The organism is Streptomyces sp. NPDC005423 (genome assembly GCF_040606415.1).
GTDB lineage: Bacteria > Actinomycetota > Actinomycetes > Streptomycetales > Streptomycetaceae > Streptomyces.
The window spans coordinates 75,027-100,699 of the sequence record NZ_JBEXET010000025.1 but is presented as its reverse complement, the minus strand read 5'-3'; the positions used below and the strand labels follow the sequence as shown (position 1 = coordinate 100,699).

The 25,673-nt window shown below is 68.7% G+C and carries 24 protein-coding genes and 1 pseudogene; 10 read left to right on the top strand and 15 right to left on the bottom strand.

The features are described from left to right. Positions 1-18: 18 nt before the first annotated feature. The 6 genes from ABZT12_RS24755 to ABZT12_RS24730 all read right to left on the bottom strand — a co-directional run bounded on the left by ABZT12_RS24755 (position 19) and on the right by ABZT12_RS24730 (position 6,799). Positions 19-1,011, bottom strand: a complete 993-nt coding sequence (locus tag ABZT12_RS24755; protein WP_356388394.1) for a beta-ketoacyl-ACP synthase III — start codon at positions 1,009-1,011, stop codon at positions 19-21. Further along, on the bottom strand, positions 1,008-1,712 hold the full coding sequence (locus ABZT12_RS24750; protein WP_356388391.1) for an AAA family ATPase: 705 nt from the start codon (positions 1,710-1,712) through the stop codon (positions 1,008-1,010). The genes ABZT12_RS24755 and ABZT12_RS24750 overlap by 4 nt, the downstream gene beginning before the upstream one ends. Before the next feature lie 26 nt (positions 1,713-1,738). Then, on the bottom strand, positions 1,739-2,755 hold the full coding sequence (locus ABZT12_RS24745; RefSeq protein ID WP_356388389.1) for an AvrD family protein: 1,017 nt from the start codon (positions 2,753-2,755) through the stop codon (positions 1,739-1,741). A 903-nt stretch (positions 2,756-3,658) separates the two neighbouring features. Continuing rightward, positions 3,659-4,900, bottom strand: a complete 1,242-nt coding sequence (locus tag ABZT12_RS24740) for an NADH:flavin oxidoreductase (RefSeq protein ID WP_356388387.1) — start codon at positions 4,898-4,900, stop codon at positions 3,659-3,661. Next, positions 4,897-5,550 carry an NAD(P)-binding domain-containing protein gene (locus ABZT12_RS24735; protein WP_356388385.1) on the bottom strand — a complete coding sequence of 218 codons (654 nt, stop codon included), beginning with the start codon at positions 5,548-5,550 and terminating at the stop codon, positions 4,897-4,899. The genes ABZT12_RS24740 and ABZT12_RS24735 overlap by 4 nt, the downstream gene beginning before the upstream one ends. 127 nt (positions 5,551-5,677) lie before the next feature. Continuing rightward, a complete protein-coding gene (locus ABZT12_RS24730) occupies positions 5,678-6,799 on the bottom strand; it encodes a helix-turn-helix transcriptional regulator (RefSeq protein ID WP_356388383.1) in 1,122 nt (373 codons plus the stop codon). Here ABZT12_RS24730 and ABZT12_RS24725 point away from each other — a divergent pair. The 3 genes and pseudogenes from ABZT12_RS24725 to ABZT12_RS24715 form a co-directional block, all read left to right on the top strand. After that, complete coding sequence (locus ABZT12_RS24725; protein WP_356388381.1) at positions 6,734-7,195, top strand: nuclear transport factor 2 family protein; 462 nt, start codon at positions 6,734-6,736, stop codon at positions 7,193-7,195. The genes ABZT12_RS24730 and ABZT12_RS24725 overlap by 66 nt on opposite strands. Before the next feature lie 35 nt (positions 7,196-7,230). Next, positions 7,231-7,785 carry a flavin reductase family protein gene (locus ABZT12_RS24720; RefSeq protein ID WP_356388379.1) on the top strand — a complete coding sequence of 185 codons (555 nt, stop codon included), beginning with the start codon at positions 7,231-7,233 and terminating at the stop codon, positions 7,783-7,785. Between the two features lie 445 nt (positions 7,786-8,230). Next, positions 8,231-8,855 (top strand): annotated as a pseudogene (locus ABZT12_RS24715) (IS5 family transposase); the annotation flags it as partial. 9 nt (positions 8,856-8,864) lie between these two features. Here the strand turns inward: ABZT12_RS24715 and ABZT12_RS24710 are convergent. Beyond that, entirely contained in the window at positions 8,865-9,524 is a 660-nt protein-coding gene (locus tag ABZT12_RS24710) for a ScbR family autoregulator-binding transcription factor (RefSeq protein WP_356388377.1), read from the bottom strand. Positions 9,525-9,699: 175 nt separating this feature from the next. On the opposite strand from ABZT12_RS24710, the gene ABZT12_RS24705 reads away from it, so the two are divergent. Next, on the top strand, positions 9,700-10,728 hold the full coding sequence (locus tag ABZT12_RS24705; RefSeq protein WP_356388375.1) for a ScbA/BarX family gamma-butyrolactone biosynthesis protein: 1,029 nt from the start codon (positions 9,700-9,702) through the stop codon (positions 10,726-10,728). After that, positions 10,722-11,882 (top strand): acyl-CoA dehydrogenase family protein, encoded by a 1,161-nt coding sequence (locus ABZT12_RS24700; protein ID WP_356388373.1) that lies wholly within the window; start codon positions 10,722-10,724, stop codon positions 11,880-11,882. Before ABZT12_RS24705 ends, ABZT12_RS24700 begins: the two co-directional genes overlap by 7 nt. 125 nt (positions 11,883-12,007) lie before the next feature. Here the strand turns inward: ABZT12_RS24700 and ABZT12_RS24695 are convergent, their stop codons facing one another. The 4 genes from ABZT12_RS24695 to ABZT12_RS24680 form a co-directional block, all read right to left on the bottom strand. Next, positions 12,008-12,832, bottom strand: coding sequence for a helix-turn-helix transcriptional regulator (locus ABZT12_RS24695; protein WP_356388371.1), 825 nt, complete (start codon positions 12,830-12,832; stop codon positions 12,008-12,010). A gap of 331 nt (positions 12,833-13,163) precedes the next feature. Continuing rightward, a complete protein-coding gene (locus ABZT12_RS24690; protein ID WP_356388369.1) occupies positions 13,164-14,078 on the bottom strand; it encodes an NADP-dependent oxidoreductase in 915 nt (304 codons plus the stop codon). 107 nt (positions 14,079-14,185) lie between these two features. After that, positions 14,186-14,719: an SRPBCC family protein gene (locus ABZT12_RS24685; RefSeq protein WP_356388366.1), complete on the bottom strand. Its 534-nt coding sequence runs from the start codon at positions 14,717-14,719 to the stop codon at positions 14,186-14,188. A gap of 127 nt (positions 14,720-14,846) precedes the next feature. Next, positions 14,847-15,674, bottom strand: a complete 828-nt coding sequence (locus ABZT12_RS24680; RefSeq protein WP_356388364.1) for a helix-turn-helix transcriptional regulator — start codon at positions 15,672-15,674, stop codon at positions 14,847-14,849. Positions 15,675-16,125: 451 nt separating this feature from the next. Between ABZT12_RS24680 and ABZT12_RS24675 the strand changes: the two genes are divergently transcribed. Genes ABZT12_RS24675 through ABZT12_RS24655 form a run of 5 tightly spaced genes read left to right on the top strand, consistent with a single transcriptional unit; the run spans position 16,126 to position 20,227 of the window. Next, positions 16,126-16,701: an RNA polymerase sigma factor gene (locus ABZT12_RS24675; protein WP_356388362.1), complete on the top strand. Its 576-nt coding sequence runs from the start codon at positions 16,126-16,128 to the stop codon at positions 16,699-16,701. Then, positions 16,698-17,498 (top strand): hypothetical protein, encoded by an 801-nt coding sequence (locus ABZT12_RS24670; protein ID WP_356388360.1) that lies wholly within the window; start codon positions 16,698-16,700, stop codon positions 17,496-17,498. The genes ABZT12_RS24675 and ABZT12_RS24670 overlap by 4 nt, the downstream gene beginning before the upstream one ends. A 34-nt stretch (positions 17,499-17,532) precedes the next feature. Beyond that, on the top strand, positions 17,533-18,327 hold the full coding sequence (locus tag ABZT12_RS24665; RefSeq protein WP_356388358.1) for an ABC transporter ATP-binding protein: 795 nt from the start codon (positions 17,533-17,535) through the stop codon (positions 18,325-18,327). Next, positions 18,324-19,634, top strand: coding sequence for a hypothetical protein (locus ABZT12_RS24660; protein ID WP_356388356.1), 1,311 nt, complete (start codon positions 18,324-18,326; stop codon positions 19,632-19,634). Before ABZT12_RS24665 ends, ABZT12_RS24660 begins: the two co-directional genes overlap by 4 nt. After that, entirely contained in the window at positions 19,631-20,227 is a 597-nt protein-coding gene (locus tag ABZT12_RS24655; protein WP_356388354.1) for a hypothetical protein, read from the top strand. Before ABZT12_RS24660 ends, ABZT12_RS24655 begins: the two co-directional genes overlap by 4 nt. A 77-nt stretch (positions 20,228-20,304) precedes the next feature. On the opposite strand, the gene ABZT12_RS24650 is transcribed toward ABZT12_RS24655, so the two are convergent. From ABZT12_RS24650 to ABZT12_RS24635, 4 genes are all read right to left on the bottom strand, one after another. After that, the gene (locus ABZT12_RS24650; RefSeq protein ID WP_356388352.1) at positions 20,305-21,555 is read right to left on the bottom strand and encodes a cytochrome P450; all 1,251 of its coding nucleotides are present in this window, start codon (positions 21,553-21,555) and stop codon (positions 20,305-20,307) included. 313 nt (positions 21,556-21,868) lie between these two features. Continuing rightward, on the bottom strand, positions 21,869-23,179 hold the full coding sequence (locus ABZT12_RS24645) for an MFS transporter (protein ID WP_356388350.1): 1,311 nt from the start codon (positions 23,177-23,179) through the stop codon (positions 21,869-21,871). 154 nt (positions 23,180-23,333) lie between these two features. Beyond that, entirely contained in the window at positions 23,334-23,792 is a 459-nt protein-coding gene (locus tag ABZT12_RS24640) for a cupin domain-containing protein (protein WP_356388348.1), read from the bottom strand. A gap of 143 nt (positions 23,793-23,935) precedes the next feature. Then, on the bottom strand, positions 23,936-25,660 hold the full coding sequence (locus tag ABZT12_RS24635; RefSeq protein ID WP_356388346.1) for an AMP-binding protein: 1,725 nt from the start codon (positions 25,658-25,660) through the stop codon (positions 23,936-23,938). Positions 25,661-25,673: the final 13 nt, after the last annotated feature.

Sequence of the window (25,673 nt, the reverse complement as noted above, 5' to 3'; positions counted from 1 at the left end):
GGTGCTTCGTCCTGAGACCTACAGGGCCACGATGTCGGGCCACACCAAAACGGACGATCCCCAGGTGATGCCACCTCCGAAGGCACTCAGCAGGACACGGTCCCCAGGGGCCAGGTTTCCGTCTGCGACGGCACGGGCCAGGGCAAGAGGTATGGACGCGGCCGAAGTGTTGCCGACACGGTCCATGTCCATGATCACTCGATCGCCTTTCACCCCGAGCCCGTCCGCCACTGCTCGCAGAATCCGCGCATTGGCTTGATGGCCCACGAAGCGGTCGATGGATCCCGCAGCCCAGCCGGTTGTCTCCAGCAGCGCCCGTGCTGACTCGGTCATGCGGTCGACTGCGTGCCGGAAAACGGGCTTGCCCTGCATCGTGAAATAGGAACCAGCCGGGCCACTTCCCGAGGTCCGCTGGCGTGAGCCGCCGTCAGGGATGGTGATGAGGTCCTTCAGCGATCCGTCACTGCCCAGATCGAACCCGAGGAAGCTGCCCGGCCCATCGGGTGCTGTGGCCCGGAGTACCGCGGCACCGGCACCGTCACCGAAGATGACGGAGGTCGTCCGGTCATCGGGGTCGAGGATCGTCGAGTAGGTCTCGGCACCGATCACCAGGACACTGCCTGCCAATCCGGCGGCAATGTGGGCAGCGGCGCAGGCCAGCCCATACACGAAGCCGCTGCACACGGCCGCGATGTCGAAGGCCGGGACAACGCCGAGCCCCAGCCGGCTGGCCACATCCGGAGCAGTGGCCGGACACGGATGATCGGGCGTGGTCGTCGCCACGATCACCATGTCGACCGTGTCCGTGCCGGCCGACCTCAGGGCGTTGCGCCCCGCCTCGACAGCGAGATCACTGGTGGCGGACCCTGCACTCCAAAAGCGCTGCTTGATGCCCGTGCGTGACTGGATCCACTGGTCGTCGGTGTCCAGCACACGAGACAGCTCTTCGTTGGTCACCCGGCGCGAGGGGAGCGCTGTGCCCAGACCGGTCAGTGCCGCGGTCGCGTTCATGCCACCGCTACCGGTGCACGGTCGGTCTCGCTGGTGGTGTCGATCTTGGCGTAGTCCGTCTTGGCGAGCGCGATGGCCTCCTCGATCGACATCCGCGGAGTGAATCCGTAGATGTCGACTATCTTCTCCAGGCGCTCGGGGACCGTGCCCCCGACGATGTGGACCGGTATCTCGAGTTCGTTGATGTTCTTCAGGAGCATCTCGTCGGCCAGCGAGCGGAACCGCTCGCTGACGGGCCGGTGCCCGTCCTCGACGATGGGGAACTCGACAGGCAGGTGGACGAACGAGTGGTACGAAGCCTTGGCGTGCTGCCTGGCCGGCACACCCATCTGCTCCATGACCTGCGCGTAGAACCGGATTTCGTCGGTCATCTCGACGTTGTCCAGGTTGACCGACTCGTTGGGGTTGATCCCCACCAGCACGCGCACGGTTCCGTAGGACCACTCATGCAGAGAGGAGCCGTCCGAGACGAATCCATTGGGCAGGTGGCTCTCGTTGACAGCGCGTTCCTGATTACGGCGCATGATCAGCATGATGATCTCCGAGGCGGTGCACTCCTCGAGTGTCTTGCCCGGCACGGAAATCGGCAGTAGCTCGCGCATGGTCTTGGCTGAACTGCGCGTCAGGCCGGTCAGGTGGGACACGGCCATGGTCGTCAGGGTTTTGCCGACCGAATAGGTACCGGAAATAGCCAGGTTCATATTGCTTTTCCTCTTCTGGTGATGGGTTACGGAAGGCGGTGCGCGACGGAGCAGCGCAGTCTGATGCCGTGAAATTCGCCGACGATGTCCGCGGAGCGCCAGACCTCTCCCCGGCTGTTGGTCAGTTGCCTGCTGCGTTCCAGCCGGGCGGTGGCGCCTTCGAGGGCCGGCAGCGCGGCACGCGCGGGATTTAGATCCAGAACCGTCTCGCGCATCCAGAGGGTGTTCGAGTGGGAACGGGGCACCTTGTCCAGGGCGTAGAGCAGGATCTGCCCCAACTGCAGCCCGATGACAAAAGCATCAATGGGCGAAGCGCAATCGCGCAGCCCCGCTTCGAGCCCCGCGGCGGGGGCTTGAACCGCCTCGTTGATGCGGACCGCGGCGGTTGCCCTGTTCGAGGCCGAGTCGAGTTCCACGTTCTCGATGAACTGCTGACGCGTGGTGAAACCCGTACCGAACAGACGGATGTGCGGGTCACCGAACGCCCTATGCCCCGATGCGTGGCGCACAGGGAGCGAGGGAGTCCTCGCGGCACGTCCGTGACGAACGGTGCATGTCATCCGGAGGGTTCCCACGCGGCAGTCCATCGTGCTGACGAACCGGCCGGGTTCGCCAGGCGTCGGGGAGGTGCTGACCAGACGGGCGCTCGCGGCAAAGCACTCCAAGTCGTCCTCCACAGGAGTGGTGCCAGCCTTGATCCGGGCACGGCTGAGGACCGCCTTCGACAACTCCTGCGCAGTGAGCCCCACAGCATCCACCAGCAGGACTTCGCACAGTTGTGCACCGATGACCAGCACGTCCACGGTGGAGAGGTGGGGCCGCTGATCCTTGTCGCCTTTACGTGACCAATCGGATGGGTAGCGCACTCGCGCGGACGCATCGATGCGAGGGGACTGCCCCGGGCCTTCCGTAACGGTGATATCTCGAAGGTTGTGCTCGGCACGCTTGTAGCCATCGCCGAAGAATCGTTTGTTCCGTGGCCCGAGAGCATCGTCGACGGACCGATGGAATATTTTCGGTGGTGCAGATGTGCTATCCGGCATGCACCCTCCAGTAGATTTCCCGCCGGGTGTAGCTGGTGTTTGAAACTACTATTCGGGAGGCGTAGAGGGATGTCCAGTGCGTATTTCTGATGTCACCACGCATGCTGGTGGTGGGAAAAATAGGAGTGCCAGATCTTCGAGTTGGTGACAGAACCTGATCGTTTCGTGTTTACAGGCAGCGTCAGGCATTCTCCGCAGGTCGTCGTTCCGCATCACGCCTCCGAGGCAGTGACCGCTTCTGACCGGATGTGATCGGCCGCTCAGGAAGTGAGACGGTGGTACCGGCCTCGGCGAGATCCTGGCGCGGGTCGGGGCAGCCGGGGCCAATGCGGTTGACTGGTGAACCCGCTTGGACGGGGGACCGGGCACGCTCGGCCGCCCAGGGCGACCCGGGTGATGGGGATGCCCGCTTCCCTCGAAGCCGGGGTCTGCGCAGAGTTCGTCACAGGGCTGGCCCGGCACTTCTTGCAGGCTCCCGAACGGCTCAGCTACATCGAGGCCGAGGCACTGTCACTGGCCGGCCTCTTGAAGGCCGGCACGCACTCATACCCGGCGCGGTCGGCTGGCGGGGTTGGCCATTTCGCCGTCCAGATCACTGCGGCGCGGGGAGCCAAGGTGAGGGCCACGTCTCCGCACGGCCCACCACGAGCGGTTGCGTTGCGAGCACCCCCCGGCCCACTCTGCGAAGCCGTGCTCCGGCCGGCAGAGGAAGCCGGAGAACGCCTGTTGTCATGCTCGTCGAGCCGGACAGGACCGGTCTCCTGGCGCTCACTGACCGCGGACAGCTGATGCCCGCCGTGGCGGCGGCGTTCCCCCTGGCCCAGACAGTGCAGGCGCCCCCGCGGGCTGCGAATACGAAGAGGCTGGGTCACTCCCCGCGGGACCTATCCCAGACCTGCGTCGTCAGTACAGGGTGGCGAGCATGTCCGCCGCGAAAGGAACCAGGTCACGCGCCTGACCCGCCCGCATCTTGTTCGGCCAGGCAGGGTCCGCGATCAGTGCTCTGCCCAACGCGACCAGGTCGAACTCGCCCTGCGCCAACCGCGTAGTCACTGCGGTGACGTCACCGACCCCAGCGCCCTTGCCGTCCAGGTAGGTGAGAAAGTCACTGTCCTCCAGGCCCACTGAACCCACCGTAATGGCCGGCTTGCCGGTGACCTTCTTGGACCACCCGGCCAGGTTCACCTCGCTTCCCTCGAACGCGGGCTCCCAGAACCGGCGGGTGGAGGCGTGGAACATGTCCACCCCCGCGTCGACGAATGGCAGAAGCAGCGCCGCGAGCTCCGCCGGTGTGTCGGCGAGCCGCGCAGCATAGTGTCCGACCTTCCACTGAGAGAAACGCAGGATGATCGGGAACGACGGTCCCACCGCTTCCCGACAGGCCCGTACGACTTCCACACCGAACCGGGTGCGAGCTTGAGCGCTGCCCCCGTAGGCGTCGTTGCGGCGGTTGGTCACCGGCCACAGAAACTGATCGATGAGGTATCCGTGTGCGGCGTGCAGTTCGATGCCGTCGAACCCGGCTCTCTGAGCGTCGATGGCCGACCGGGCGTACGCAGCGACTGTCCTATCGATGTCGCGTCGGCTCATGACCCGGCCCATCGGCGGCTCCTCCGGTAGGGAGGGATCCACACCAGAGGGGCTCTCCAGCTCGAATCCCTCCGGGAGGATCGCACTGACCTGCTCAGCGCCCATGCCCCACAGTAAAGGGTCGAGCCCGGCGTGCATGAGTTGCGCCGCGATCCTGCCGCCCTCCGCGTGAACAGCCTCCACCACGGCAGACCAGCCAGCCAGTGCGTCCGGGCCATGAAGCCGGGGGACTGAGGTGCGCCGCTCGGCCGCGGCATGCCCGATGGCGGCACCCTCGGTGATGATCAACCCCACTCCGTTGTGTGCCCGGCGCGCGTAGTACGCCGCCACCTCTGGTCCTGGGACGCCACCCGAGGACAGTTCGCGCGTCATGGGTGCCATGACGATGCGGTTGTCCAAGGCCAGAGAGCCCACAGTGAACGGCTCGAAGAGTGCTTCGGGCACGGCGTGGACAGAAGGCTCGGGCAGCGGGACAGCCTCGTCCTGGCGGACATCGCTGTTGGCCGCGATGATATCGACTGAGCCGCCCGGTGCGTTGCTCTCGCCCGTGCTCATGCGCTGAGGCCGGCCGCCGCACGCAGGTCCGCGGGGGTGAACATGTGAGGAAAGAGCGCGCCACCCGGGTCGAGCGAAGCGGAATCGTCAAGACCTCCGAGATCGACAGGGGAGAAGCCGGCGTCGAGTATCAGGCCGCGCACAGTCTCCTTGGCGGCGGCGTCGTCACCCGCATAGCCCACGCCCCAGAAGTGCCTCTGCTGTGTGCCGCGGGACCAGAGCAGCTCATCCATGACGTGTGTGAAAGCCCGCACCACGGTTGAGTCGGGAAGTGTCTTAGACGCGTGCCTGCCCTGCGTGAGATCCGAGCCCAGAGTGGAGATGATGCGTCCGTCGGCGGAGAGGCCCATGGGGTTCGTGGCATCGATGACGAGCTTGCCGGCCAAGGTGTTCCCCACGCTCTGCAAGAGTTCTTCCCACGCCGGATAGGGCACGGACAGCAGCAGGATGTCGTTCGTCTCCGCGGTCTCGGCAAGGCCGGCCACACGGGCATTCGGGCACGCGGTGCTGATGAACTTCGAAAGACGCTCGGGGCTGCGGGAGCCGAAGGTCACTTGGTGGCCCGCCGCTGACCAGTGACGGCCGATGGGGCGGCCGATGTTGCCCGCTCCGAGGATGCCGACTCGCAGGGCGGTGCTGGACGTAGACATTCTGCGTGCTCCTTCAGTAGTAGCTGCCGCCAATACGGCGATGCTCATAGCTCAGCAACTGGGCCGAGTTCTGAGTGGTGAAGTGGCAGGGAACCCGGACCGAGGTGCTCGACTGCCTGACCGGACCTCAGCTGGCTACCAGGTCAAGGCCAGCCTCTTGGATATGCAGCATGGGCATGTAAAGCATCAGACGGAGGTCCGAGTTCTCGAGCAGCGACAGGATCAAGTGCTCGTAGCGGGCTCCCTTTTGGTCCGTCACGCGTACCCGCACGCGCGTCCTGGCCGCGTTGCACGTTTCGTGACGTGCCCAGAGATCGGCGAACGCCTCGTCGACACAGCAGAGCTCCTCCGCCAACATGTCGAAGTAGCCATCCCCGGGGAAGCGCGCCCCCTGGACTCTGAACTGGCCCACAAGGCGGGTCGCCATGTCATCCCAGTCAGGAAAGCGGGCGCGTGCCGAGGGGTCCGTGAAGAAGGACGTGAGGTAGTTCTGGCCGTGGCTTGGAACACCCAGTAGCGACTGCGCGTTGCTGTTGGCGGCCAGGACGTTCCAGTAGCGGTCGACGACGAAGGCCGGCGCAGGGAGCCAGCCGTCGACAACCGGCTGCAGGCGCGCCGCCTCTCTCGGTGCGGCGCCCCGCGAGGTGAGTTGCGGCGGATTGGTGCCTGCCAGTCGGTACAGGTGCACTCGTTCGGTGTCGTCCAGCCGAAGGGCATGACTGATCGCATCCAGCACACCGTCCGAGACTTTTATATCCCTCCCCTGTTCAAGCCACGTGTACCAAGAGGCGCTTACGCCGGCGAGGACTGCGACCTCTTCGCGACGCAGTCCTGGGGTGTGCCGCCGGCCCGTGGCCAGCAACCCGACATCGTCGGGTGAAAGCCGTGCCCTGCGGGACCGCAGGAAGTGCCGAAGCGCCTCGCGCTGCCTTCCGGAACCGTCAACCACTGAATCTCTCACCACCCCAGTGACGCTAGACAGGCTGCATCCCAGTGTCAAACCTTTGGGAAGGTTTTTTATGTTCCGTGACGCAGAGTTACGCGCTCCAGAGGCGCGCTGTCGACCAAACCTGGTGCTGCCACCACCATCCCCGCTGCCCCCCTGAGAAGTTCGCCCTGGCGGGAGCTGTGAAGGTCTGCAGATACTCCAAGCGCAACTGCCCCCGAAGAACGGAATCCTGCTGTGACCGATCAACACCTGCTCGACCGTTACGAAATCGTCGAGCTGTGCACCCGCATGGGGTGGCATCTGGACCACTGCCAGTGGGATGAGCTGGTGGACCTGTTCACCGACGAGATTCGCCTCGACTACACGAGCCTGAACGGCGGCGAGCCGGTCACCCTCCCACGCAAGGACGTCATCGAAAAGTGGCGCAGCAACCGAGAAGGACTTGCTGCCACTCAGCACCTCGTCTCCAACCAGCTGGTCGATGTCGACGGCGACTCAGCAGAAGCCACCGCCATGTTCCAGGCGACCCACCTGCTGCCCAACGAGTTCGGCGGCCCGCTGTGGACACTCGCCGGCGAGTACCGCTACGCCCTTCTGCGCACGGCCGATGGCTGGCGCATCAAGGGTCTGACCATGTCCATCATCTGGGCCGAAGGAAACCGCAACATCAGGGACCTGGCCGTCCAAGCGGACTGACTGCCGACTACCGATAGCAGCGAAGGGAGTCCGTGATGGCCAACCTGACGGCCGGTGGGACCGCGCAGGAAGCCGGAGGCAGCCACACTCCAACGCCAAAACCCCAACCGCGGGCCGCTTCCTCCATCTTCCGGCGCGTACTGGGCCATTTTCCCACGGGGATCGTAGTCATCACGGCCATGGATGACGACGCCCCCGTCGGCTTCGCGGTCGGGTCATTTACATCGGTGTCGCTGAATCCCCCCATGGTGGGCTTCTTCCCGGACAAGAACTCCACTACGTGGCCGCGCATCCAGCGCGCCGGCGCCTTCGTGGTCAACGTCCTCGGAGACCACCAGCGCGAGATCTGCCAGGCCTTCGCCACCAGTGGAGGCGACAAGTTCCGCACACTGTCGTGGTATCAGGCCGCCAACGGGGCCCCGGTGCTCCACGACGCCAACGCCTGGATCGAATGCGACATCAGCACGGTCACTGAAGCGGGCGACCACTGGTTCGTTCTCGGACGCGTGGGCGACCTCGCCGTCGCCAATGACCGTAACCCCCTGCTCTTCTTCCAAGGCCGTTACGCCAGTCTGGCCGACAGGCCATGACGCGATCAGCAGTGAAGGGCCGGGTGGTGGACGGGAGCAGACACCGCAGCTCCAAAGCCTCCGCTCGGTGGGGGCATCCGTACCTTGCGGATGACGGCTGAACTCCCTCCGGCGGCGAGGTAGTTGGCCCGTTGTCCCTGAACAGTGGCGGCAGTGCCAGGGCCGACACTCCGGCTGCGCGCACGACCAGTCCCCACACCTGCTCAGCGAACGTACCTCCGGGCAGGCCGAGTTCTCGCAGTACAGACGGCGCACGCTCAAGTCGAGTGCGCACCGGCCTGCCTCCAAGCGCGACCTCGGCGAGGCGCCGTGCGTAGCGGTTGTGCACCTACTTGCTCAGTGTGCCGCATCCCGTACGCCCCGCTGGAGCACCGGATCTCGTACGGGCCCGCATGACGACGGCGGGACCACAAGTGTCGACCGAGACCACCAGCGCAGCCGCCAAGGCTGCAGCGAGGTGACGGCCTGGCGGCGCCTGCGGGACTGGACCGAGGCCGGCGTCTGGCCGCGACTGCATGAGGTGCTGCTGGCGAAGCTGCGGGCCGCGGGTCCGCTGGACATGGACGATGCTGCGATCGCCGGCTCGCAGGTCCGGGCCCTCAAAGGGAGGCTCACATCGGGCCTTCACCGGTCGACCGGGCTGGGCCCGGCAGCAAGCACCACTTGAAGGCCGACCGGCATGGCACTCCCGCTGGTCGTCTCACTGACCAGCGGAATCGCATGATGTCACTCAGCTGATGCCCATGCGGGACGCGAGACCCCGCATCCGCGGGGTTCGAGGTCGGCCCCGTCGCCGACTCGGCCGGCTGTTCGCCGACCGCGGCTACGACTACGCCAAGTACCGCCCGCTTCTCCGGGTCCGCGGCAGCACGCCGATGTCCGTCCGAAAAGGCACCGCGCACGGCTGCGGACCGGGGAAGACCCGCTGGGTCGTCGAGCGGCCCTTCGCCTGGCTCCATCAGTTCAAGCGACTCCGGATCCGCTACGAGATACGCGCCGACCTCCACCTCGCGCTGCTCCACCTCGCGTGCGGCATGATCTGCTGGAGACGACTTCGAACCTCATTCTGAAACGGCCGGTCAGGCGCGGATCGCTGCGATGAGCAGATCACGGACCTCCCGCCACCGGTCGACGATGTCGGCTCGGTGCTGGAGTACGTCGGAGATGTGCTGCATGCCGAAGAACCCGGCCACCAGGGCGCGGGCCGCAGCCGCCGGATCGGTGTCTGCCTTGATCTGCCCCTCGGCCCGTGCGGCGCTCAGGAGCTCAGTGAGCAGCGAGGTCCAGTCGACGTAGGGGGTGGGGAGTTCTGCCTCAATGTGGGGCCGTTCCAGCTGGAGCCGGGCACCTGCCTGCACGACGACGTCGTCGCGGAAGGCGAGGGCGGCGCGGTCAAGCATGACTGCGGCGGTCTCCAGCGAGGTCAGGCCCTCCTCCCTGATCTCCTCCAGGAGAAGCGGCCACTTCGCGTAGAGGTGTTCGACGACGGCAACGGCGAGTGCTTCCTTGTTGGGGTAGTGGAAGTAAACGGCTCCCTTGGTCATCTCGACCCGTTCCGCCACATCTTTTACCGAGGTGTGGCGGAAGCCGTTGGTTGCGAAGAGTTCGGCGGCGGCAGTCAGGACCTGTGACTTGGTGCGGGCGGCACGGTCCTGTTGAGGCGTCGGTCCCCGACGTCCAGCCTGCTTCACCGTGAAAAGAGGGGTGCCATCTGGGGGTGCGGACGGACTGTTAGGCATCGGGTTCTACCCTCTCTGGATCTTCTGTTCGCAGTTCGCGGCGTACGCGCGGAGCGGCTCCGGCGATCGTTGCAATATACCTTCCGGCGGGTATATTTTCGTCCACGAGGTAGACCATTGAACAAGGGAGGTCGATGCGCCCAGGCGCTTGGCCCTGCCCTGGGGAGGGACACACATGCACGACGCGGCCACCCCTGCGACTGGTGCCGGCCAAGGGGGCAACACCTCACGGACAGCGCCAGAGACCCGTCTCTCTTTCACCGACCCTCTGCCACGAACTGCTGTACACAAGGCAGCCGACAGCGAAGTCCTCTTAACGGATGCGCGATGCACCGGGAAGGATCGGTTCACTGTCGCAGCCCTGTGGCCGCGTGACCACTTCCTGCGTCACCGTGGTGCGGATGCACCCAGCGACCCGTTCCTTCTGGTCGAATCCGTCCGCCAGTCATCAATTCTCCTCTCGCATCGTTTCTACGGCATCCCCCAGGACCATCCCTTCGTCCTGTGCGACCTCGACTTCGTCCTCGAGTACCCCCTGCCGCCCCAGAGGGACTCTCCCCTCCCCGTCGTGCTTGACGCCGTCTGCGTCCCGACCACCGACAATCCGCGTCGCTTCGGAATGCGTTTGGAAACGACGGCCTACATCGACGGCCTGCGTATCGGCCGAGCCTCTCTGCACTGGCTGGCGATGGCGCCGAAGGCCTACCAACGGGTCCGCTTCCGCGGTGCCCCGGCAGAAACCGAGGGCGCCAGGGGCGAAGAGGCGCAAGCTACGCCGCTTCCTCCGCGGGCAGTAGGACACTGTCACGACCGCGACGTGCTGCTCGGCTGGGAGCCGGACGGCGTCCAAGGATCCGACCAGTCATGGCGCTTGCGGATCAACCGTGACCACCCCGTCCTGTTCGACCACACCTCAGACCACATACCCGGCATGCTGCTCCTCGAGGCCTGCCGCCAGGCCGCGCTCGTCGGCACCCCCGGGACGACCGATCCCCTCAGGAAACTCAGCGCGACCTTCACATCGTTCGGTGAGCTGAGCCGCCCCGTGACTCTTCACGCACGGCAGGCGAACAAGGATGCCGCCGACGAATATCCCGGAATCAATGTCACGGCACTTCAGGAAGGAAGAATTCTGGCATCGACCGTGGTACGCGGTACTTTCACCGCCCAGATGTGCAGTGCGGGTCATGGTGCAGCATGCTGACCACCACCCCCTACACCTCCCCGGGCCTGACCGAGGTACCGGCAGCGCTCATCCGGCGGGCGCGGCGCGACGCGGCGCTCGTCGAGGACCGCCGCAGGCTTACCGACGACCTCGCCGCAGCGATTACAGAAGCGGGCTTTGCCCGCCACTTCGTACCCCGTCGATGGGGCGGCGCCGCAGGTGACTTCATCTCGCTCCTCCACTCCTCGGCAAGCGTCGCCGAAGCCTGCGCCTCAACCGCCTGGTGCGCCACCCTGTACGCCGCCCACGCACGCCTGGCCGCCTATCTGCCGGAACAAGCACAACACGACCTCTGGGCCGAGACCCCCGACGTGCGGATCGCGGCATCGATCGTGCCGCCGCAAGGCAGCGCGAGCATCGACCAGAACGGCTGGACGCTCTCGGGCACATGGTCTTTCGTGAGCGGGGTTGCTCACGCGGACTGGGTGCTCCTCGCGAGTTGGACGCCGATTGCCACACATGGCGAACAACCGGATGAACCACGGGTACAGCGGATCTTCGCTGTACCGCGTGCGCACCTCACCAGCATGGACACCTGGCACACGCTCGGGTTGCGTGGCACCGGCAGCAACTCCGTTCAGGCGGACGAGGTCCACGTACCGGCCCACCGTTCCATGCTCCTGACGGACCTCATCCCTCCGCAGACCGGAGGCGCCTCCTGCCACATGGTGCCGTTCTCCATGGTCGCCGGGCTCCAGTTCGCAGCCCCAATACTGGGTGCGGCCCGGGGGGCTCTGCAGGACTGGGTCCGCGGTACGAGGGAGCGTCAGGGGTCGGGCGGGCGGGAGGTACCGGCAAAGCTTCAGCAGGCCCTGGCCCGTAGCTCCGGCGAGATCCAAGCGGCGCACCTGCTCCTGGAGCAGGTGGCGCACTACGCCGACGACAGGGCGCCCACGGCCCTGAACATCGCGGAGAACCAACGAAACACAGCCATGGCGGCAGAGTGGTGTGCCGTAGCTGTCGACAGGCTCTTCCGAGTGCAGGGAGTACGGGCCCAGGCAGATGACGATCCCGTGCAACGCCACTGGCGCGACATCACCGCGGCAGCCGGGCACGCAACGCTGGGATTCGAGCGCGCGGCAACAGCGCATGCCCAAGCGGTGTTCGCCCACCCGGCATCGCCAAGGGAGTGATGCCCCACGGCCAGGTCGCGACGGGCTTGACCTGTACCGTCCGGTACGCCGACTCCGGCACAGCAGCCCAACAGACTCAAGAAGGCGCCTCTGACCAGCAAAGATAGCGAACTGCAACGGGAGTGCTAAACGCCCGCGGCGCACAGGAGTTGGAGCTTTCCGTGGCTCGGCGAGCCGGGCGTGGCGGAGAAGACCAGCAGTTCCTGCGCCTGGTCGGGGTCCACCAGGCGCTGGCAGTACAACTCCAAATCACCCAGCTCGGGATGCCGGTAGCGTTTGAGTTCGTTGTGGTGGGTGACGTCCACCTCGTGCAACTGCCAGACCTCCGCGAATTCCGCACTGACCTCCAGCAGTGCCGCGACAATCTCGCCGGCCCTCCCCTGCGGGTCCGCCGTGTACGCCGCCCGGAGATCCACGGTGAAAACCCTGCCCCGCAGGGCGTGGTCCTCGACGGGATAGAGGTCGCGCTGCGCGGGGTCGGTGAACCAGCGGTAGACCAAGTAGCGTGACATTCCGCTGAACCGGGTGTAATCGCCCAGCAGAGCAACCGCCGGACGGGTCTGCAACAACGTCTCATTGAACCGGGACATCACCAACGCGGGCGTGTCCGAGAGCCGTTCGATGATGCGCATCATGGTGGGACTGACGTGATCATCACGCAGGACCCGCCGTGGCGCAGGGTGCCCGGCGAGGTCGAAGAGGTAGTCCCGCTCGCTCAGACTGAGGTGCAGCCCCCGGGCGAGCCCGGCGAGCACCTGCTCGGACGGCACCGGACCACGCTGCTGCTCGATCCGGCTGTAGTAGTCGACCGACATACCGGCCAGCGCGGCCACCTCCTCGCGCCGCAGCCCACCGGTACGGCGCCGAGAACCTCGGGGAAGCCCTACGTCCTCCGGCTGTAGCACCTCCCGGCGCGCCCGGAGGAAGTCGGCCAGCAGCACCCTGTCCATCTCAACCTCCGCGAACAAGACACATGCCAAGAACCGGCAGGCCGGGGCAGGCCATCGTATCGGAAGGGGCTTTGGGAGCCGTAAGCCGACCACCTGTGAAGGTTTTATTTCTGCTGGTCAGGCATGGTTCCGGTCGGGGTGAGGGCGAGTTTCGACGTTCTGTTCCGCCTGGTCGCCGAGGGGTGTGCGGTGGCGTCGGTGCTCGGGTTGGACCGGCGGGTGCTCCTCCCGCAGGAGGCCGGCCCGTACCTGCGGGGGCCGGCCCCCGCACGGCCGCCTGCAACCAGCCGGCCCGTTTCCGGTCGATCCGTATCCACGCGATATGCGGGGGTCAGTCGATGGTGAGGACGAGTTTGCCGCGGCTGTGTCCGGTGTCGCTGGTCTGCTGGGCCTTGGCCGCGTGGGTGAGGGGGTAGGTGGCGCCGACCGTGATCGTGAGTGTGCCGTGGGCGGCCTGTTGGGCGAGTTCGGCCAGTCGGGCGGCCGAGCGGCGTTGTGGGCCTTCGGCGAAGACGATGCCGAGTTCGCGGGCGCGGAAGTCGGCGGTGGTGACGATCCGGTCGGTGGTGCCGCGCAGGGTGATGGAGTCTTCCAGGGCGCCCTTGCCCGCCGCGTCGAACACGGCGTCCACGCCTTGGGGGGCGACCGCGCGGACGCGCTCGATCAGGTCCGGTCCGTAGATGAGCGCGGTGGCGCCGAGTGAGGTGAGGTATTCCTGGTTGGCCGGGCCGGCGGTGCCGATGACGTGGGCGCCGCGGGCGGTGGCGAGCTGGACGGCGACGGTGCCCAGTGCGCCGGACGCGCCGTGGATGAGCAGGGTTTCGCCGGCTTTGACGTCGAGCAGGTCCAGGACCCGGTCGGCGCCGTCACTGGCTACCGGCAGGGCGGCCGCGTGCGTCCAGTCCAGGCCGGCCGGCTTGGGGGCGAGGACGGTGGCGGTGGCGAGTGCGTACTGGGCGTAGGAGCCGGTGTCGGACCAGCCGAGGACCTCGTCGCCCACCTTCAGGGTGTCGACGCCTTCACCGAGGGCGTCGACGATGCCGGCGATCTCCCCGCCGGGGATGGCGGGGAGGGTGGTGGGAAAGATGGCCTCCATGGTGCCGGAGCGGATCTTGCCGTCCACCGGGTTGACGCCCACCGCCCGGACGCGGACGCGGACCTGGCCGGGGCCGGGTTCGGGGGTCTCGGTCTCCGTCTCGTGCAGGACCTCGACGCCGCCGAACGTGTCGAAAACGATGGCCTTCATGACTGCTGTCTCCTTCGATGAGTTGATCCGGCAAACCAGTTACGTGGTCGGCCAAGTGATGGTTGGACGGGCTCGTCCGCGGGCCGGAGCCGCCGAACTCCGGGCCGTCACCCGGCCCGGAGCTGCACCTGCGCGCTGTTGTCGTCCTTTGTTTCGATGACGTGGACGCACCGGTCGAGGGCGGCCACCATGTAGCGGCGCCAGAGCGGGGTGAAGGGGCCGGCGAGGATCCAGCGGCGGCCGGGCAGCGGCTTGAACTCGTAGGTCCAGCGGATGAGTGTGCCGTCACCGTCGGGGTTGACGTTGAACTCGCCCCGGATGCCGGCCGCGAGGCGGGAGAGGACGTTGGTGAAGCCGGTCAGCTGGTAGGCGAAGCTGGAGCCCGGTACGTACTCGGTGAGTTCTTCGTCGGCCTGGGAGCCGTCGTCGAACTGTGGGTTTCTTCGCGGGCCCGCGTGGTCCCAGGCCTCGGTCTGGTTCTTCACGCCGCTGATGCCGGGGAAGGGGGCCACCGGGCGGAAGACGGTGGGGAGGTCGATGGGTGCCAGGATGCGGAAGGCGTCCTGGGGTGCCGTGCGGGTCCGCTGCTGGACGGTGATGGTGACGGTCTTGTCGGCCGGGCCGATGAGGAGTGTGGTCATGGTTCAGCTCTCCGTGGTGGGGAGGGTGGGGCAGGCCGGGGTCGGCCAGTGCCGTGGTGCCGACCGGGACGGTCGGCCGGATGGGGGTCGAAGCGGCATTTCAGGGTGGGAAGACGGCGACTGGGCGTCAGGGGCCGACAGCGGCCAGGAACTGCAGCTTGCCCTGGCTGGGGGAACCGGGTGCGGCGGTGAGGACCAGGAGCGTCTGGCGCTGCTCGGGATCCACCAGCATCTCGGAGCAGAGCTCCAGTTCTCCCAACTCGGGGTGCAGGTAGCGCTTGAGGTCCTGGTGACGGGTCACTCCCACTTCGCGCAGCCGCCAGATCTCCGCGAACTCGGAACTGGCCTCGAGCAGGGCCGCGACGATCTCACCGGCCTTCCCCGTGGGGTCCGCCGTGTACGCGTCCCGGATCTCCGCGGCGAACACCCTGCCCCGCAGTGAATGGTCCTCCACCGGGTAGAGACCGCGGACCTGCGGATCGCCGGTGAACCAACGGTAGACCGGATACCGGGACGGACCCGAGTGCCGGGTGAAGTCGCCCAGCAGCGCGACCGCCGGACGCGTCTGCAGCAACGCCTCGCCGAACCGTGACAGCACGATGGCGGGTACGTTCGAGAGGCCGGTGACGATCCGCATCATCGTGGGACCGACATGATCATCACGTACGATCCGCCGGAGCGCCGGGATCCCGCCGAGGACGAAGAGGTGGTCACGCTCGCTCAGGCTGAGACGCAACGCTCGGGCCAGCGCGACGAGCATCCGCTCTGAGGGCGCCGGACCGCGCCGCTGTTCGATCCGGCTGTAGTAGTCGGCTGACATACCGGCCAGCGCTGCTACCTCCTCGCGCCGCAACCCACCGGTGCGGCGCCGCTGTCCGTGAGGAAGCCCGACGTCCTCCGGCTGCAACACCTCACGACGCGCGCGGAGAAAATCTGCCAGCAACGCCCGGTCCATCGTCCGACCTCCCTTGTTCGACACACCGATCCTGGCGCGGACGGGAGAGCGGATGAAGGCCCACTTCATCAGGGGACAAGTTGTCCGTGGCTGGGCCGGGAGTGCTGAACGGGGCCGGCCGGCCGGTCGACGTCCGTCCCCGGGCGGCACGCCTCATGCCGCACTCGGCCCCGGCCTGCTGCGGGGCGGATGGGTGGGACGGGACGCGCAGGGCCATGGTCGGCACGTGCTCGCGTATCAGCTGACGCGTGCCGGAGGGTTGGCCACGTCTCGCAGTGGGGGTCGACTTGGCGCCCGGTAACGGCGCCGGCGAGCCCGGGGCCCGCGTACGCGAGGCGATCCAGGGCAGCTGCCCACGGTGCGATCCGGGCCGGTCGGCGATGTGGACGCCCTCGGGCTCGGCGTGCGGCGCTGTCGCTTTCGGCAGCCGCCGAAGCGTCCGAGAACCTGAATGGACGGTCGTTTCGTCTCCCTGATCGTGAAAGGCATGGCAGATCCCGACGAGGCAGAACTCGTGCGTCGCGTCGCCGGTGGTGACCGGGCAGCGTTCGACGAGTTGTACCGGCGTACTTCGCCCTGGTTGGCGGTGCGGCTCCGGCGCCGCTGTGCCGACGACGACGTCGTCGCCGACGTGCTCCAGGAGACCTACCTGGCGGTCTGGCGTGCGGCCGGCAGCTATGCGGGCTCCGTGACCGAGGGCAGTGCGGTCGGCTGGCTCTGGGCGATCGCCGCGAACCGTCTCGTCGACGCGTTCCGCCGACGCGCCCGGCAGGAGCGGGTGCCGACCGTTGCCCTGCTCGATACGACCGCGCCGGCCGCCGAGGACGAGGTGATGGCGAACCGCGTCGACCAGAACTTCGAACAGGCGCTGCTGCTGCTGCCACCGGAGTTGCGGCAGGTGTTGCAGGCGATGGTGCTCGACGATCTGTCGGTCCGTCAGACGGCGGTGCTGCTCGGTATGCCGGAGGGCACGGTGAAAACCCGCGCGCGGCGGGCCCGGATCGCGTTGCGGAAGGCGCTCTCATGACTCATCCCACCACCACGGTCCTGACCCGCTACGCGGACGGCGGGCAGGGACTCGACGACGCCGCGCTCTGGTCGATCGAGGTCCATCTCGACGCTTGCGCCACCTGCCGTGAGTCACTGGCCGCCAAGGCCACCCCCGCCACGACGGATCTGCTCGACCGTGTCGCCGTCTCGCTCGGCCAGGCGATCGAAGCGAGCCCGTCGCCGACCCGGCAACGCACACCGGCAGCGGCCGTGCACCGGCGCTGGCTCGCGTGGACGCTGCTGCCCTGGCTCGCGGTGACCGTCGCGGTGCTGGGCTGTGGCGTCCTCCTGGACTCCGCCGAGCCGAGCCTGCCGTCGCTCGTGCTGCTGCTGGCCCCGGTGGCTCCGCTGCCCGGCGTCGCGGTGGCCTGGAGCCGGCGGATCGACCCCGCCTGGGAACTGATCGCCACCACACCGGCAGCCGGCCTGGCCATGGTGCTGCGGCGGACGCTCGCGGTGCTCGTCGTGGTGCTCCCGGCATTGCTGGTGGCGGGTGTGAGCACCGGAACCTCGCTGGCTCTCACCCTGCTGCCGTGCCTGGCGTTCACGGGGGCCACCCTCGTGCTCGGCGCCCTCATCGGCGTACGGCGCGCGGCGATCGGACTCGCGGTGGTCTGGTCCGCGGCAGTCCTGCTGCCGAGTGTGGCGGCCGAGTCCCTGTCCCCGGTACTGCAGCCGGGCAGCACCGCCGACTGGGTGGTGGCCACCGTGGCCCTTGCCGCGATCACACCGCTCGCCGCCACACACTTCCGTCGCCTGACCAGTGGCAACTGACCCCCCCCATCAACATGATCAACAGGAGAGACCCATGCGAGCGGTGCGTGCTGCCGAAACGGCTCCCACCCTTCATCCCTGGCTCGTCCACGCGGAAGGACTGCGTGTCCGGGCCGGCCGGCACCTGGCCGTCGACGGACTCGACTTGACGCTGACTACTGGCGTGCACGGTCTGCTCGGCCCCAACGGCGCCGGCAAGACCACGCTGATACGCGCGCTGTCCACCGTCGTCAAGCCCGCCGGCGGCTCATTGACGCTGCTCGGCGAGCAGGTGGACAGCCGGGCCGACCTGCGCGAGGTGCGTCGCAAACTCGGGTATCTGCCGCAGCAGTTCGGCTTCTACCCGCGGTTCACCGTCCGTGAGTTCGTCGCGTACATGGCCTGGCTCAAGGAAATGTCCAAAACCGCGATACCCGACGCCGTACAACGCGCGATCGATCGGGTGGGTCTCACCGCCAAGGCCGACGCCAGGATGAAGACGCTGTCCGGCGGCATGCTGCGCCGGGCCGGCATCGCCCAGGCCATCGTGAACGACCCCGACCTGCTGCTGCTCGACGAGCCCACCGTCGGACTCGACCCCGAACAGCGTCTCGACTTCCGCGCCCTGCTGCGTGACCTCGGCGCAGACAGCTGCGTGCTGGTCTCCACCCACCTCGTCGAGGACGTCGTCGCTGCCTGCACCGACGTCATCCTCATGAACGAAGGCCGACTCCTCTTCCAGGGCACCCCCGACGACCTGATCGCCCGCGGTGGGCAGGACGACGCGGGCGACAGTCCGGCGGAGCGCGGCTACTCCGCACTCCTGCGCCGGCACCGGAGCACCGTATGAACCGCATCCTCGGCATCGAGCTCCGGCGCTCGGCCGCCCTCGGCGCCGCGCTCCTGATCGCCGTCGCCGGCACGATCGTCCTCCACGCCACCGCGGGCCGATGGTCCACGGGGTGGATGGCGCTGGCCATGACGCAGCGCGAATACCTCGCGGTTCTCTCACCCCTTGCGATGGCCGCGGGCGCCTGGCAGTCCTATCGCGAGCACCGGGCGAACGTCGCCGAACTGCTCGCCGCCGTGCCCCGCCCGAGACCGCAGCGCATGGTGCCGATCCTGGCCACGACGGCCCTGGCGGTACTCGCCGCCTACCTGCTCACGCTCCTCGCGGCGGCACCACGGATCGCCGACACGGCGCGCTACCTGCCGCCGGCCGCGTTCGCCGTCGTGGCCGTCGGGCTGGTCGCGATGGTCGCCTCGGTCTGGCTCGGGTTGGCCGTCGGACGCCTGGTGCCGGCGCTCGCCACCGCCCCCGCACTGGCCGTGATCGGCTTCGCGCTGCTGATCCTCGCGCCCCAAGCCCTTCCGGACGACGGCTTCGCGGCGGCGTTCTCCCCGGCCATGGGGATGAGCATGTTCAGCGACTACGACACCGTCGACGGCGGAGTCAGCACCGCCCAGGCACTCTGGATGGCCGCGGTCGCGGTGGCCGGCGTCGTGCTCTTCGCCGTCCAGAACCGTAAGGTCGCGTTCGCCGCGCTGCTGCCGCTGGCCATCGGGGCCACGGCCACGGCCCTGGTGGTGCCGACCGGCGATGCCTACGACCGAGGGACGCTCGACCCGGTCGCCCAGCAACCGGTGTGCACCGACGACACCCCGCGGGTCTGCGTCAGCCGGGCGCACGAAGGGTTGCTGCCCGAGGTGACCCCCAAGGCCCGGCACGCATTGGGACTCCTGACGAAGACATCGATCGTCGAGGCACATGAGGACACCTCCACATTCTCCCCTCCTACGTCACCGAGGCCGCGGGCCGACACCGCGCTGATGGGGATCAGGGTCGACCAGCACGGTCACCTCGCCCACCCGGGACGGCTCGAACCGACGATGCTCACCGGAGCGTTCACCGGCCCTCTCAGCTGCGGAGACAACCGGAACTTCACAGTCGCCACCGCCGCGGCCTACTGGCTGCTCGACCGGGAGCCGGCCGCCGGTCCCGATGGCCTCGAATTCGATGACCCGGACGCCGTCAGACTCTGGAAGGGACTGCGGGCACTGCCCCGAGCCGAGGCCGGAGCCCGGGTTGTCGCCGTCTACCGGGCCGCCCAGAAGTGCCAGGACACCACCGACCTCCTGAGCCGAGACGCCCGATGACAGGACTGACGCTCTACGTCCGCTCGCGCCAGGTGCCGGCGGCGCTCGGCGCGGCCGTCGGGGGCACCGCCCTCGCGTGGCTGCCGGCGACGGCCTTCGGCGTCAAGGGCGAGGTGAGCGGCACCGTACTCGCTCTGACGGTCCTGCTCCTGGTAGCCGTCGCCACCACCACGCTCAAAGGCCCCGACGACACCCTGGACCGCACGGCGGCCAGACCGTGGGGATGGCTGCGGATGTCCCACCTGGCCACGGCCCTGGGATGCGTACTCATGCTGCTGCTGGCCACACTGCTCACCGGCACACGGTTCGGGCCGTTCGGATGTGTCGTCCGCGACGCGGCCGGTCTGCTGGGCCTGACCGCCCTGGGAACGGCCACGGTCGGCACCGCTCGGTCGTGGTTCCTGCCTCTCGGGTGGACGCTCGGCGCGGCGGTGTTCCCGGGCATGGGTACCGCGGGGGAGGCGCTGACCTGGCAGACACAGGCATCCGACAGCCGGCCCGCGGCCGTGGTCGCGGCGGTACTCACCGCCGCCGGAACCGCCGCCTACGTCAGCCGAGGCCCACGTACCGCAGCCGGAGATCTTGTTGGGTGAAGCGGGACGAGATCGACTCCGGACAGCGTCCAGGAACGACCACGGAGGAAGTTCACTGACACCTGCGGGCGTCGTCTTCAGGCCGCCGCTGCCTTCAGCCGTACCGGAAGGCGGGTCACCCCGTTGCCCACGAAGCTGGGCACGCGCGGGAGTTCGGCGTCCGCCACCGTGACGTCCAGGTCCGGGAAGCGGGCGAAGAGCCGCTCCAGGGCGATGGTGGCCTCCAGGCGGGCCAGGGGGGCGCCGAGACAGAAGTGGACGCCGTGGCCGAGGGAGAGGTGGCGGGTGGCCTCCGGGCGGCGGGGGCGGGTGACGTCGAAACGGTCCGCGTCCGGGCCGTGGGCGGCCGGGTCGCGGCCCGCGGCCGAGTAGGCGGCCAGGACCGGGGTGCCGGCGGGGATCGTCGTGCCGTCGACCGTGAGGTCGCGGACCGGATAGCGGAAGGGGAAGTAACTGACCGGGGCATCCCAGCGCAGGGTCTCCTCGACCACGTCCGACCAGGTCGCCCCGCCCTCGCCCACCAGGTCGAGCTGCGCCCGGTGGGCGCACAGCGCGCGGACGGCGTTACCGATCAGGCGCAGGGTGGTCGCGTGCCCGGCGTGGATCATCAGCAGCATGGTGCCGATGAGTTCTTCCTGACTGAGCCGGTCGCCGTCCTCCTCGCGAGCCGCGATGAGCGCGCTGGTGAGGTCGTCGCCCGGCCGTTCGGCGCGGGCGGCGGCGATGCCGGCCAGCAGGGCCACCAGGTCGCGGTTGGCGGCTATCGCCTTCTCCGGGCTGATGTCGGTGGCCCCCACCTGGTTGCTCAGTTCGTGCAGGGTCTCCCGGTGTTCGGCGTCGACGCCGAGGAGTTCGCTGATGACCCCCAACGGCAGCGGCATGGCGAAGTGGCGGTACAGGTCGGCGACTCCGCCGCCGGCGCGCGCCGCGTCCTCCACGTCGTCCAGCAGCCGGTCTGTCAACTCCTCGACGCGCGGCCGCAGTTGCTCCACTCGGCCCGCGGTGAACGCCCTGCTCACCAAGGACCGCAGCCGGCGGTGGTCGTCACCGTCGGCGGTGGTCATGCCCGGTACGGTGGCGAAGGTCAGCAGGGGCCAGCCCTCGGCGATCTGCCCGTCGTGCAGGGCGGTGAAGTACCGGGCGTCCTTGGCGACGTCGGGGTGGGTGAGGAACTCCCGCAGCGCGTCGTGTCCCAGGATCGCCGTTCCCCGTACTTCTCCGGGCAGCACGACCGGTGTGACGGTGCTCGCGGCGAGGAGGCGCGCATTGTCGGCGTGCGGGCAGCCGCCTGTCGGGATCATGCGGTACGCGGTGCCATGGACCGTCATCTGTGCTCCGCTTCCTGGGAGTTCGGGGATCCCGGCGCGAGCCCGGAAGGACGCCCCGGTGTCACACCGCACCCTTCCACTCGCTCTCAGGTCCCCGCAACGGATCCCGGCTCCGTACGGTTCCGTACTGGTCCCTGGTCCCCTTCCGTTCGGTTCCGCCGGCAAGAGGGACGTCGCTCCCGGCGCGAGCGCCGGCACCCCGGGCGGACCGGCCGGCCGGACGTGGCGGAGCCACCCCGGGGCTGCTCGACCCGCTTGAGCAGCTCCGGGGTGGCCGGGTCCGGCTGGTGTCGTACGCCGTGTCGTACGCCGGTCAGGGGGCGTTCTCGGCGGGCATCAGGAGCGCGGAGAAGACGGCGGGGAGAGCGCCGACCAGGAGCATGACGGTCGGCCAGTTCGAGAACGACAGCAGCGGCGGGATCAGCAGGGGGGTGACGAACGCGCCGCCGAAGACCATCGTGTTCTCCAGGCCGAGCGCGGTGCCCGAGCGTTCGGCGCCGGCCATGGTGGCGATCTCCGCGTAGTGGACGCCGTGCCAGCCGCAGGAGAGGAAGCCGGCGATCACGAGCAGGGCGGCCACCGTCCAGACGGGGGCGGACTCGAAGACGGCGATCGCGGTGAAGGCGGCGGCGATGATCCAGCTGTAGACGGTCACCAGGCTCCTGCGGTACCGGCCGCCGTGGTTGTCGGTCCACCGCCCGCCCCAGACACGGGAGACGGCGCCGAGGACCTGGACGATGACCAGCAGTACGGCGATGCGCGGGATGGACATGTGCTTGACGGTGTGCAGGAAGACGGAGCCGAAGGTGAGCACCGTGAACTGCGGCAGGTCCAGCAGGAACGCGGTGATGGCGACCCGCCAGATGTCCCAGCGGGTGAGGGGGTTGGGCACGGTCGTGGCGGCCAGGTCCCCGTCCTTCTTGGTCTTGGCCAGCGGCGGTTCGTCCAGCCAGACCACGACCGCGACGGTGGCGAGGAGGGTGATGGCGGTGAGGAAGGCGAAGACCCAGCGGAACCCCGCGCCGAGCGCCAGCGGCGGGAGCACCGCCGCGCCGATCGCGCCGCCCAGGGGAACGGCGGCGACGCGCAGGCTGATCGCGAAGCCGCGCTTGGCGGGCGGGAACCAGCCCATCACGGCGCGGCCCGAGGCGCCGTTGACGCAGCCGCCCAGGGCGCCGGCCATGAACAGGACGACGGCGAGGGCCCAGTAGGCGGGGATGCTCCCCCCGGACGGCACGAGGAACGTGGTCACGGCGGCCAGTGAGAGCGTGGTCCCGGAGAGTCCGGTGATCAGGACCTTTCGTTCGCCGATCCGGTCGGACAGGATGCCCCAGAACACGTCGGTGACCGCGATGCCGCAGGTCACGGCCGCCATGACGAGTCCGAGCTGGGCGGTGGAGAGGCGGTAGGCGCTCTGCATGATGGAGCCGGAGGTGGGGATTCCCTGGAACGCGGCGCTGAACGCGGCCTGTGCGCCGATGCCTACGCCGAGGATTCCCCACTTGTAGCGGGAGGAGTGGAGCTTGCCGGACCTGCCCACCTGGATGTCGTCCGACGGGGCGGCCGCGGGCAGAGGGGCGGCGGGGGAGGTGAGGGGGGCTGTCTTCTGCAGTTGGTCGGGCACCGAGGGGCTCCTGGTGTGGTGTGTACGGGACGACGGCACGGGCGACAGCGCGGTGGCCGGGTGCCGGCGGGCGCTGGCCGGCCGGCACCCGGCGGCCTGTCGCCGGGGAGGCGTGTGACGGTGGCCGGCCGCGGCGCGCGGCGGCCCCGGGGCGTCAGCCCGAGGTCAGCGGGGCGCCGTCGAGGGCGAGACCGGTGTCGGGCAGTTCGTCCGGCCGCAGGGGCAGGGTGCGCTTCTCACGGATGACGAGCATCTTGCAGCCGGCGGGGCTGGAGACGCGGTGAATGCTGTCGGGGCGTTCCACGACGAGGGTGCCGGCGGGGTAGACGTCACCGTTGTCGTTGACGAGCTCCCCCTCCAGGATCAGCAGGAGCTCGAATCCCAGGTGGCGGTGGAGGTCGCCGTGCGCGCCGGGCCGGAAGTGGGCGATGTACGCCTCCGCGCCGTCGGGACCGGTCTCCTCGCCGGTGTAGAGCCAGTGCACGTCGACGGCCTCCCGGCCGGGCTGGACGTAGGGCCGCCACAGGATGCTGCCGTCGGTCAGTCCGGTGCCGAAGAGGTTGCTGATGACCTCGATGTGGCGCTGCTGCGGTGCGTACGCGATGTCCGTCATGGGATGTCCTTGGGGTGAGGGGCGGGCTGGGCCGCCGGGGATCTGCGGGTGGGGGAGGTGGTGGTGGGGGGCGTCGTTCGTGGAAGGAGGGGGGCGCTGGGGCAGGGGGACACCGGGTGGCGGGCGTGGCCGGAAGGAGCGGGTCACAGACCCGGCGCGCCGTGCACGACCGAGCTTTCGAGCAGGTCGTGGGCGTGGTACTCCCGCGCGGACGCGGCGGCGGTGGACTCCTGGGCGGCGCGCAGTTCGGCCCGGCGGATCTTGCCCGACGTGGTCTTGGGCAGTCCGCCGAACTCCAGGCAGGAGATCTGCTGGTGGGGGGCGAGGTTCTCGGCCGCGAAGGCCAGCACGGACCGGGCGGTGTCGGTCGTGGGCAGGTGGCCGGCGGCGAGCGACACGTGCGCCTTGGGGACCTGGTATCCGACCGGGTGGGGCACCGGGACCACCGCGGCCTCGGCGACCGCGGGGTGGCGCAGCAGGACGCTCTCCAGCTCGAACGGGGAGATCCGGTGGTCGTAGGACTTGAAGACGTCGTCGGTGCGGCCGATGTAGGTGAGGTAGCCGTCGCTGTCGCGCCGGGCGATGTCACCGGTGTGGTAGAGGCCGTCGGCGAGGGTGCGGGCGGTCTTCTCGGCGTCGCCCAGGTATCCGCTCATGATGCCGACAGGACGTTCGGCCAGGTCGATGCAGATCTCTCCCTCGTCGCCCCGCTCCTTGGTGCGGGGGTCGACCAGGACGATGGGGTAGCCCGGCAGGGGCTTGCCCATCGAGCCCGGGCGGACGGGGAGGGCGGTGGTGTTGCCTATCTGCGCGGTGGTCTCGGTCTGCCCGTACCCGTCGCGCACGGTCAGTCCCCAGGCGCCGCGGACACGGTCGATGACCTCGGGGTTGAGCGGTTCGCCGACCGACGACGCCTCGCGCAGCGTGGGCGGGCGTTCGCCCAGGTCGTGCTGGAGGAGGGTGCGCCATGCGGTGGGCGGGGCGCAGAGGCTGGTGGCGTGTTCCTCGCGGAGGATGTCCAGGAGGACCCTCGGGTCGCCGCCGGCGGGGAGGTTGACCGACAGGACGCTCGCCTCGGCGTTGAAGGGGCCGAAGAAGCTCGACCAGGCGTGCTTGGCCCAGCCCGGTGCGGAGATGTTGACGTGGATGTCGCCGGGGACGAGGCCGTTCCAGTACATGCCGGTCAGATGGCCGATGGGGTAGCTGCTGTGGGTGTGGGAGACCATCTTGGGCCGGGAGGTGGTACCGGAGGTGAAGTAGACGAACAGCGGGTCGTCGGCGTGGGTGAGCCGGTCGGGGCGGAACTCGGGGGACTCGGCGTAGGCCTCGTGGTAGGGCGTCCATCCGGGGGTGGCGGCGCCCACGGCGATGCGGGTGAGGTGCTCCGGTGCTTCGGCGAAGGCGCCGGTGAGGTGGTCGGCGGTGATGATGTGCGCCACGTCGCCGCGGGTGAGGCGGTCGTGGAGGTCGGCCTGCGAGACGGTGGTGTAGGTCGGGATGACGACGGCGCCGACCTTCATCGCCGCGAGCAGCGCCTCCCAGACGGCGACCTGGTTGTCGAGCATGAGCAGGAGGCGTTCGCCGGGCCGTACCCCGAGGCGGCGCAGCCAGTTGGCGACGCGGGCGGAGCGCTCGGAGAGCTCCGCGTAGGTCACGGACTCGGACGGGCGGCCGGGGCTGATGATCTTCACGGCGATGCGGTCGTTGCCGCGGGCGATGTGGTCGAACCAGTCGAAGGCCCAGTTGAAGTGCGTGGGGCGTGGCCAGGTGAATCGGGCGGCGGCGGTGTCGTGGTCGGTGCGGAGGGAGAGGAGGAGGTCGCGGGCCGTGCGGAACTCCTCGGTGGCGGCGGGGTTGTGCCCTGTCACTGCGGTGCTCCTT

Excerpts from the sequence above, each read along its gene's own strand:
- ABZT12_RS24755 (WP_356388394.1), bottom strand. The coding sequence starts at position 1,011 with ATGAACGCGACCGCGGCACTGACCGGTCTGGGCACAGCGCTCCCCTCG.
- ABZT12_RS24750 (WP_356388391.1), bottom strand. The coding sequence starts at position 1,712 with ATGAACCTGGCTATTTCCGGTACCTATTCGGTCGGCAAAACCCTGACG.
- ABZT12_RS24745 (WP_356388389.1), bottom strand. The coding sequence starts at position 2,755 with ATGCCGGATAGCACATCTGCACCACCGAAAATATTCCATCGGTCCGTC.
- ABZT12_RS24740 (WP_356388387.1), bottom strand. The coding sequence starts at position 4,900 with ATGAGCACGGGCGAGAGCAACGCACCGGGCGGCTCAGTCGATATCATC.
- ABZT12_RS24735 (WP_356388385.1), bottom strand. The coding sequence starts at position 5,550 with ATGTCTACGTCCAGCACCGCCCTGCGAGTCGGCATCCTCGGAGCGGGC.
- ABZT12_RS24730 (WP_356388383.1), bottom strand. The coding sequence starts at position 6,799 with ATGCCACCCCATGCGGGTGCACAGCTCGACGATTTCGTAACGGTCGAG.
- ABZT12_RS24720 (WP_356388379.1), top strand. The coding sequence starts at position 7,231 with ATGGCCAACCTGACGGCCGGTGGGACCGCGCAGGAAGCCGGAGGCAGC.
- ABZT12_RS24710 (WP_356388377.1), bottom strand. The coding sequence starts at position 9,524 with ATGCCTAACAGTCCGTCCGCACCCCCAGATGGCACCCCTCTTTTCACG.
- ABZT12_RS24705 (WP_356388375.1), top strand. The coding sequence starts at position 9,700 with ATGCACGACGCGGCCACCCCTGCGACTGGTGCCGGCCAAGGGGGCAAC.
- ABZT12_RS24700 (WP_356388373.1), top strand. The coding sequence starts at position 10,722 with ATGCTGACCACCACCCCCTACACCTCCCCGGGCCTGACCGAGGTACCG.
- ABZT12_RS24695 (WP_356388371.1), bottom strand. The coding sequence starts at position 12,832 with ATGGACAGGGTGCTGCTGGCCGACTTCCTCCGGGCGCGCCGGGAGGTG.
- ABZT12_RS24690 (WP_356388369.1), bottom strand. The coding sequence starts at position 14,078 with ATGAAGGCCATCGTTTTCGACACGTTCGGCGGCGTCGAGGTCCTGCAC.
- ABZT12_RS24685 (WP_356388366.1), bottom strand. The coding sequence starts at position 14,719 with ATGACCACACTCCTCATCGGCCCGGCCGACAAGACCGTCACCATCACC.
- ABZT12_RS24680 (WP_356388364.1), bottom strand. The coding sequence starts at position 15,674 with ATGGACCGGGCGTTGCTGGCAGATTTTCTCCGCGCGCGTCGTGAGGTG.
- ABZT12_RS24675 (WP_356388362.1), top strand. The coding sequence starts at position 16,126 with ATGGACGGTCGTTTCGTCTCCCTGATCGTGAAAGGCATGGCAGATCCC.
- ABZT12_RS24670 (WP_356388360.1), top strand. The coding sequence starts at position 16,698 with ATGACTCATCCCACCACCACGGTCCTGACCCGCTACGCGGACGGCGGG.
- ABZT12_RS24665 (WP_356388358.1), top strand. The coding sequence starts at position 17,533 with ATGCGAGCGGTGCGTGCTGCCGAAACGGCTCCCACCCTTCATCCCTGG.
- ABZT12_RS24660 (WP_356388356.1), top strand. The coding sequence starts at position 18,324 with ATGAACCGCATCCTCGGCATCGAGCTCCGGCGCTCGGCCGCCCTCGGC.
- ABZT12_RS24655 (WP_356388354.1), top strand. The coding sequence starts at position 19,631 with ATGACAGGACTGACGCTCTACGTCCGCTCGCGCCAGGTGCCGGCGGCG.
- ABZT12_RS24650 (WP_356388352.1), bottom strand. The coding sequence starts at position 21,555 with ATGACGGTCCATGGCACCGCGTACCGCATGATCCCGACAGGCGGCTGC.
- ABZT12_RS24640 (WP_356388348.1), bottom strand. The coding sequence starts at position 23,792 with ATGACGGACATCGCGTACGCACCGCAGCAGCGCCACATCGAGGTCATC.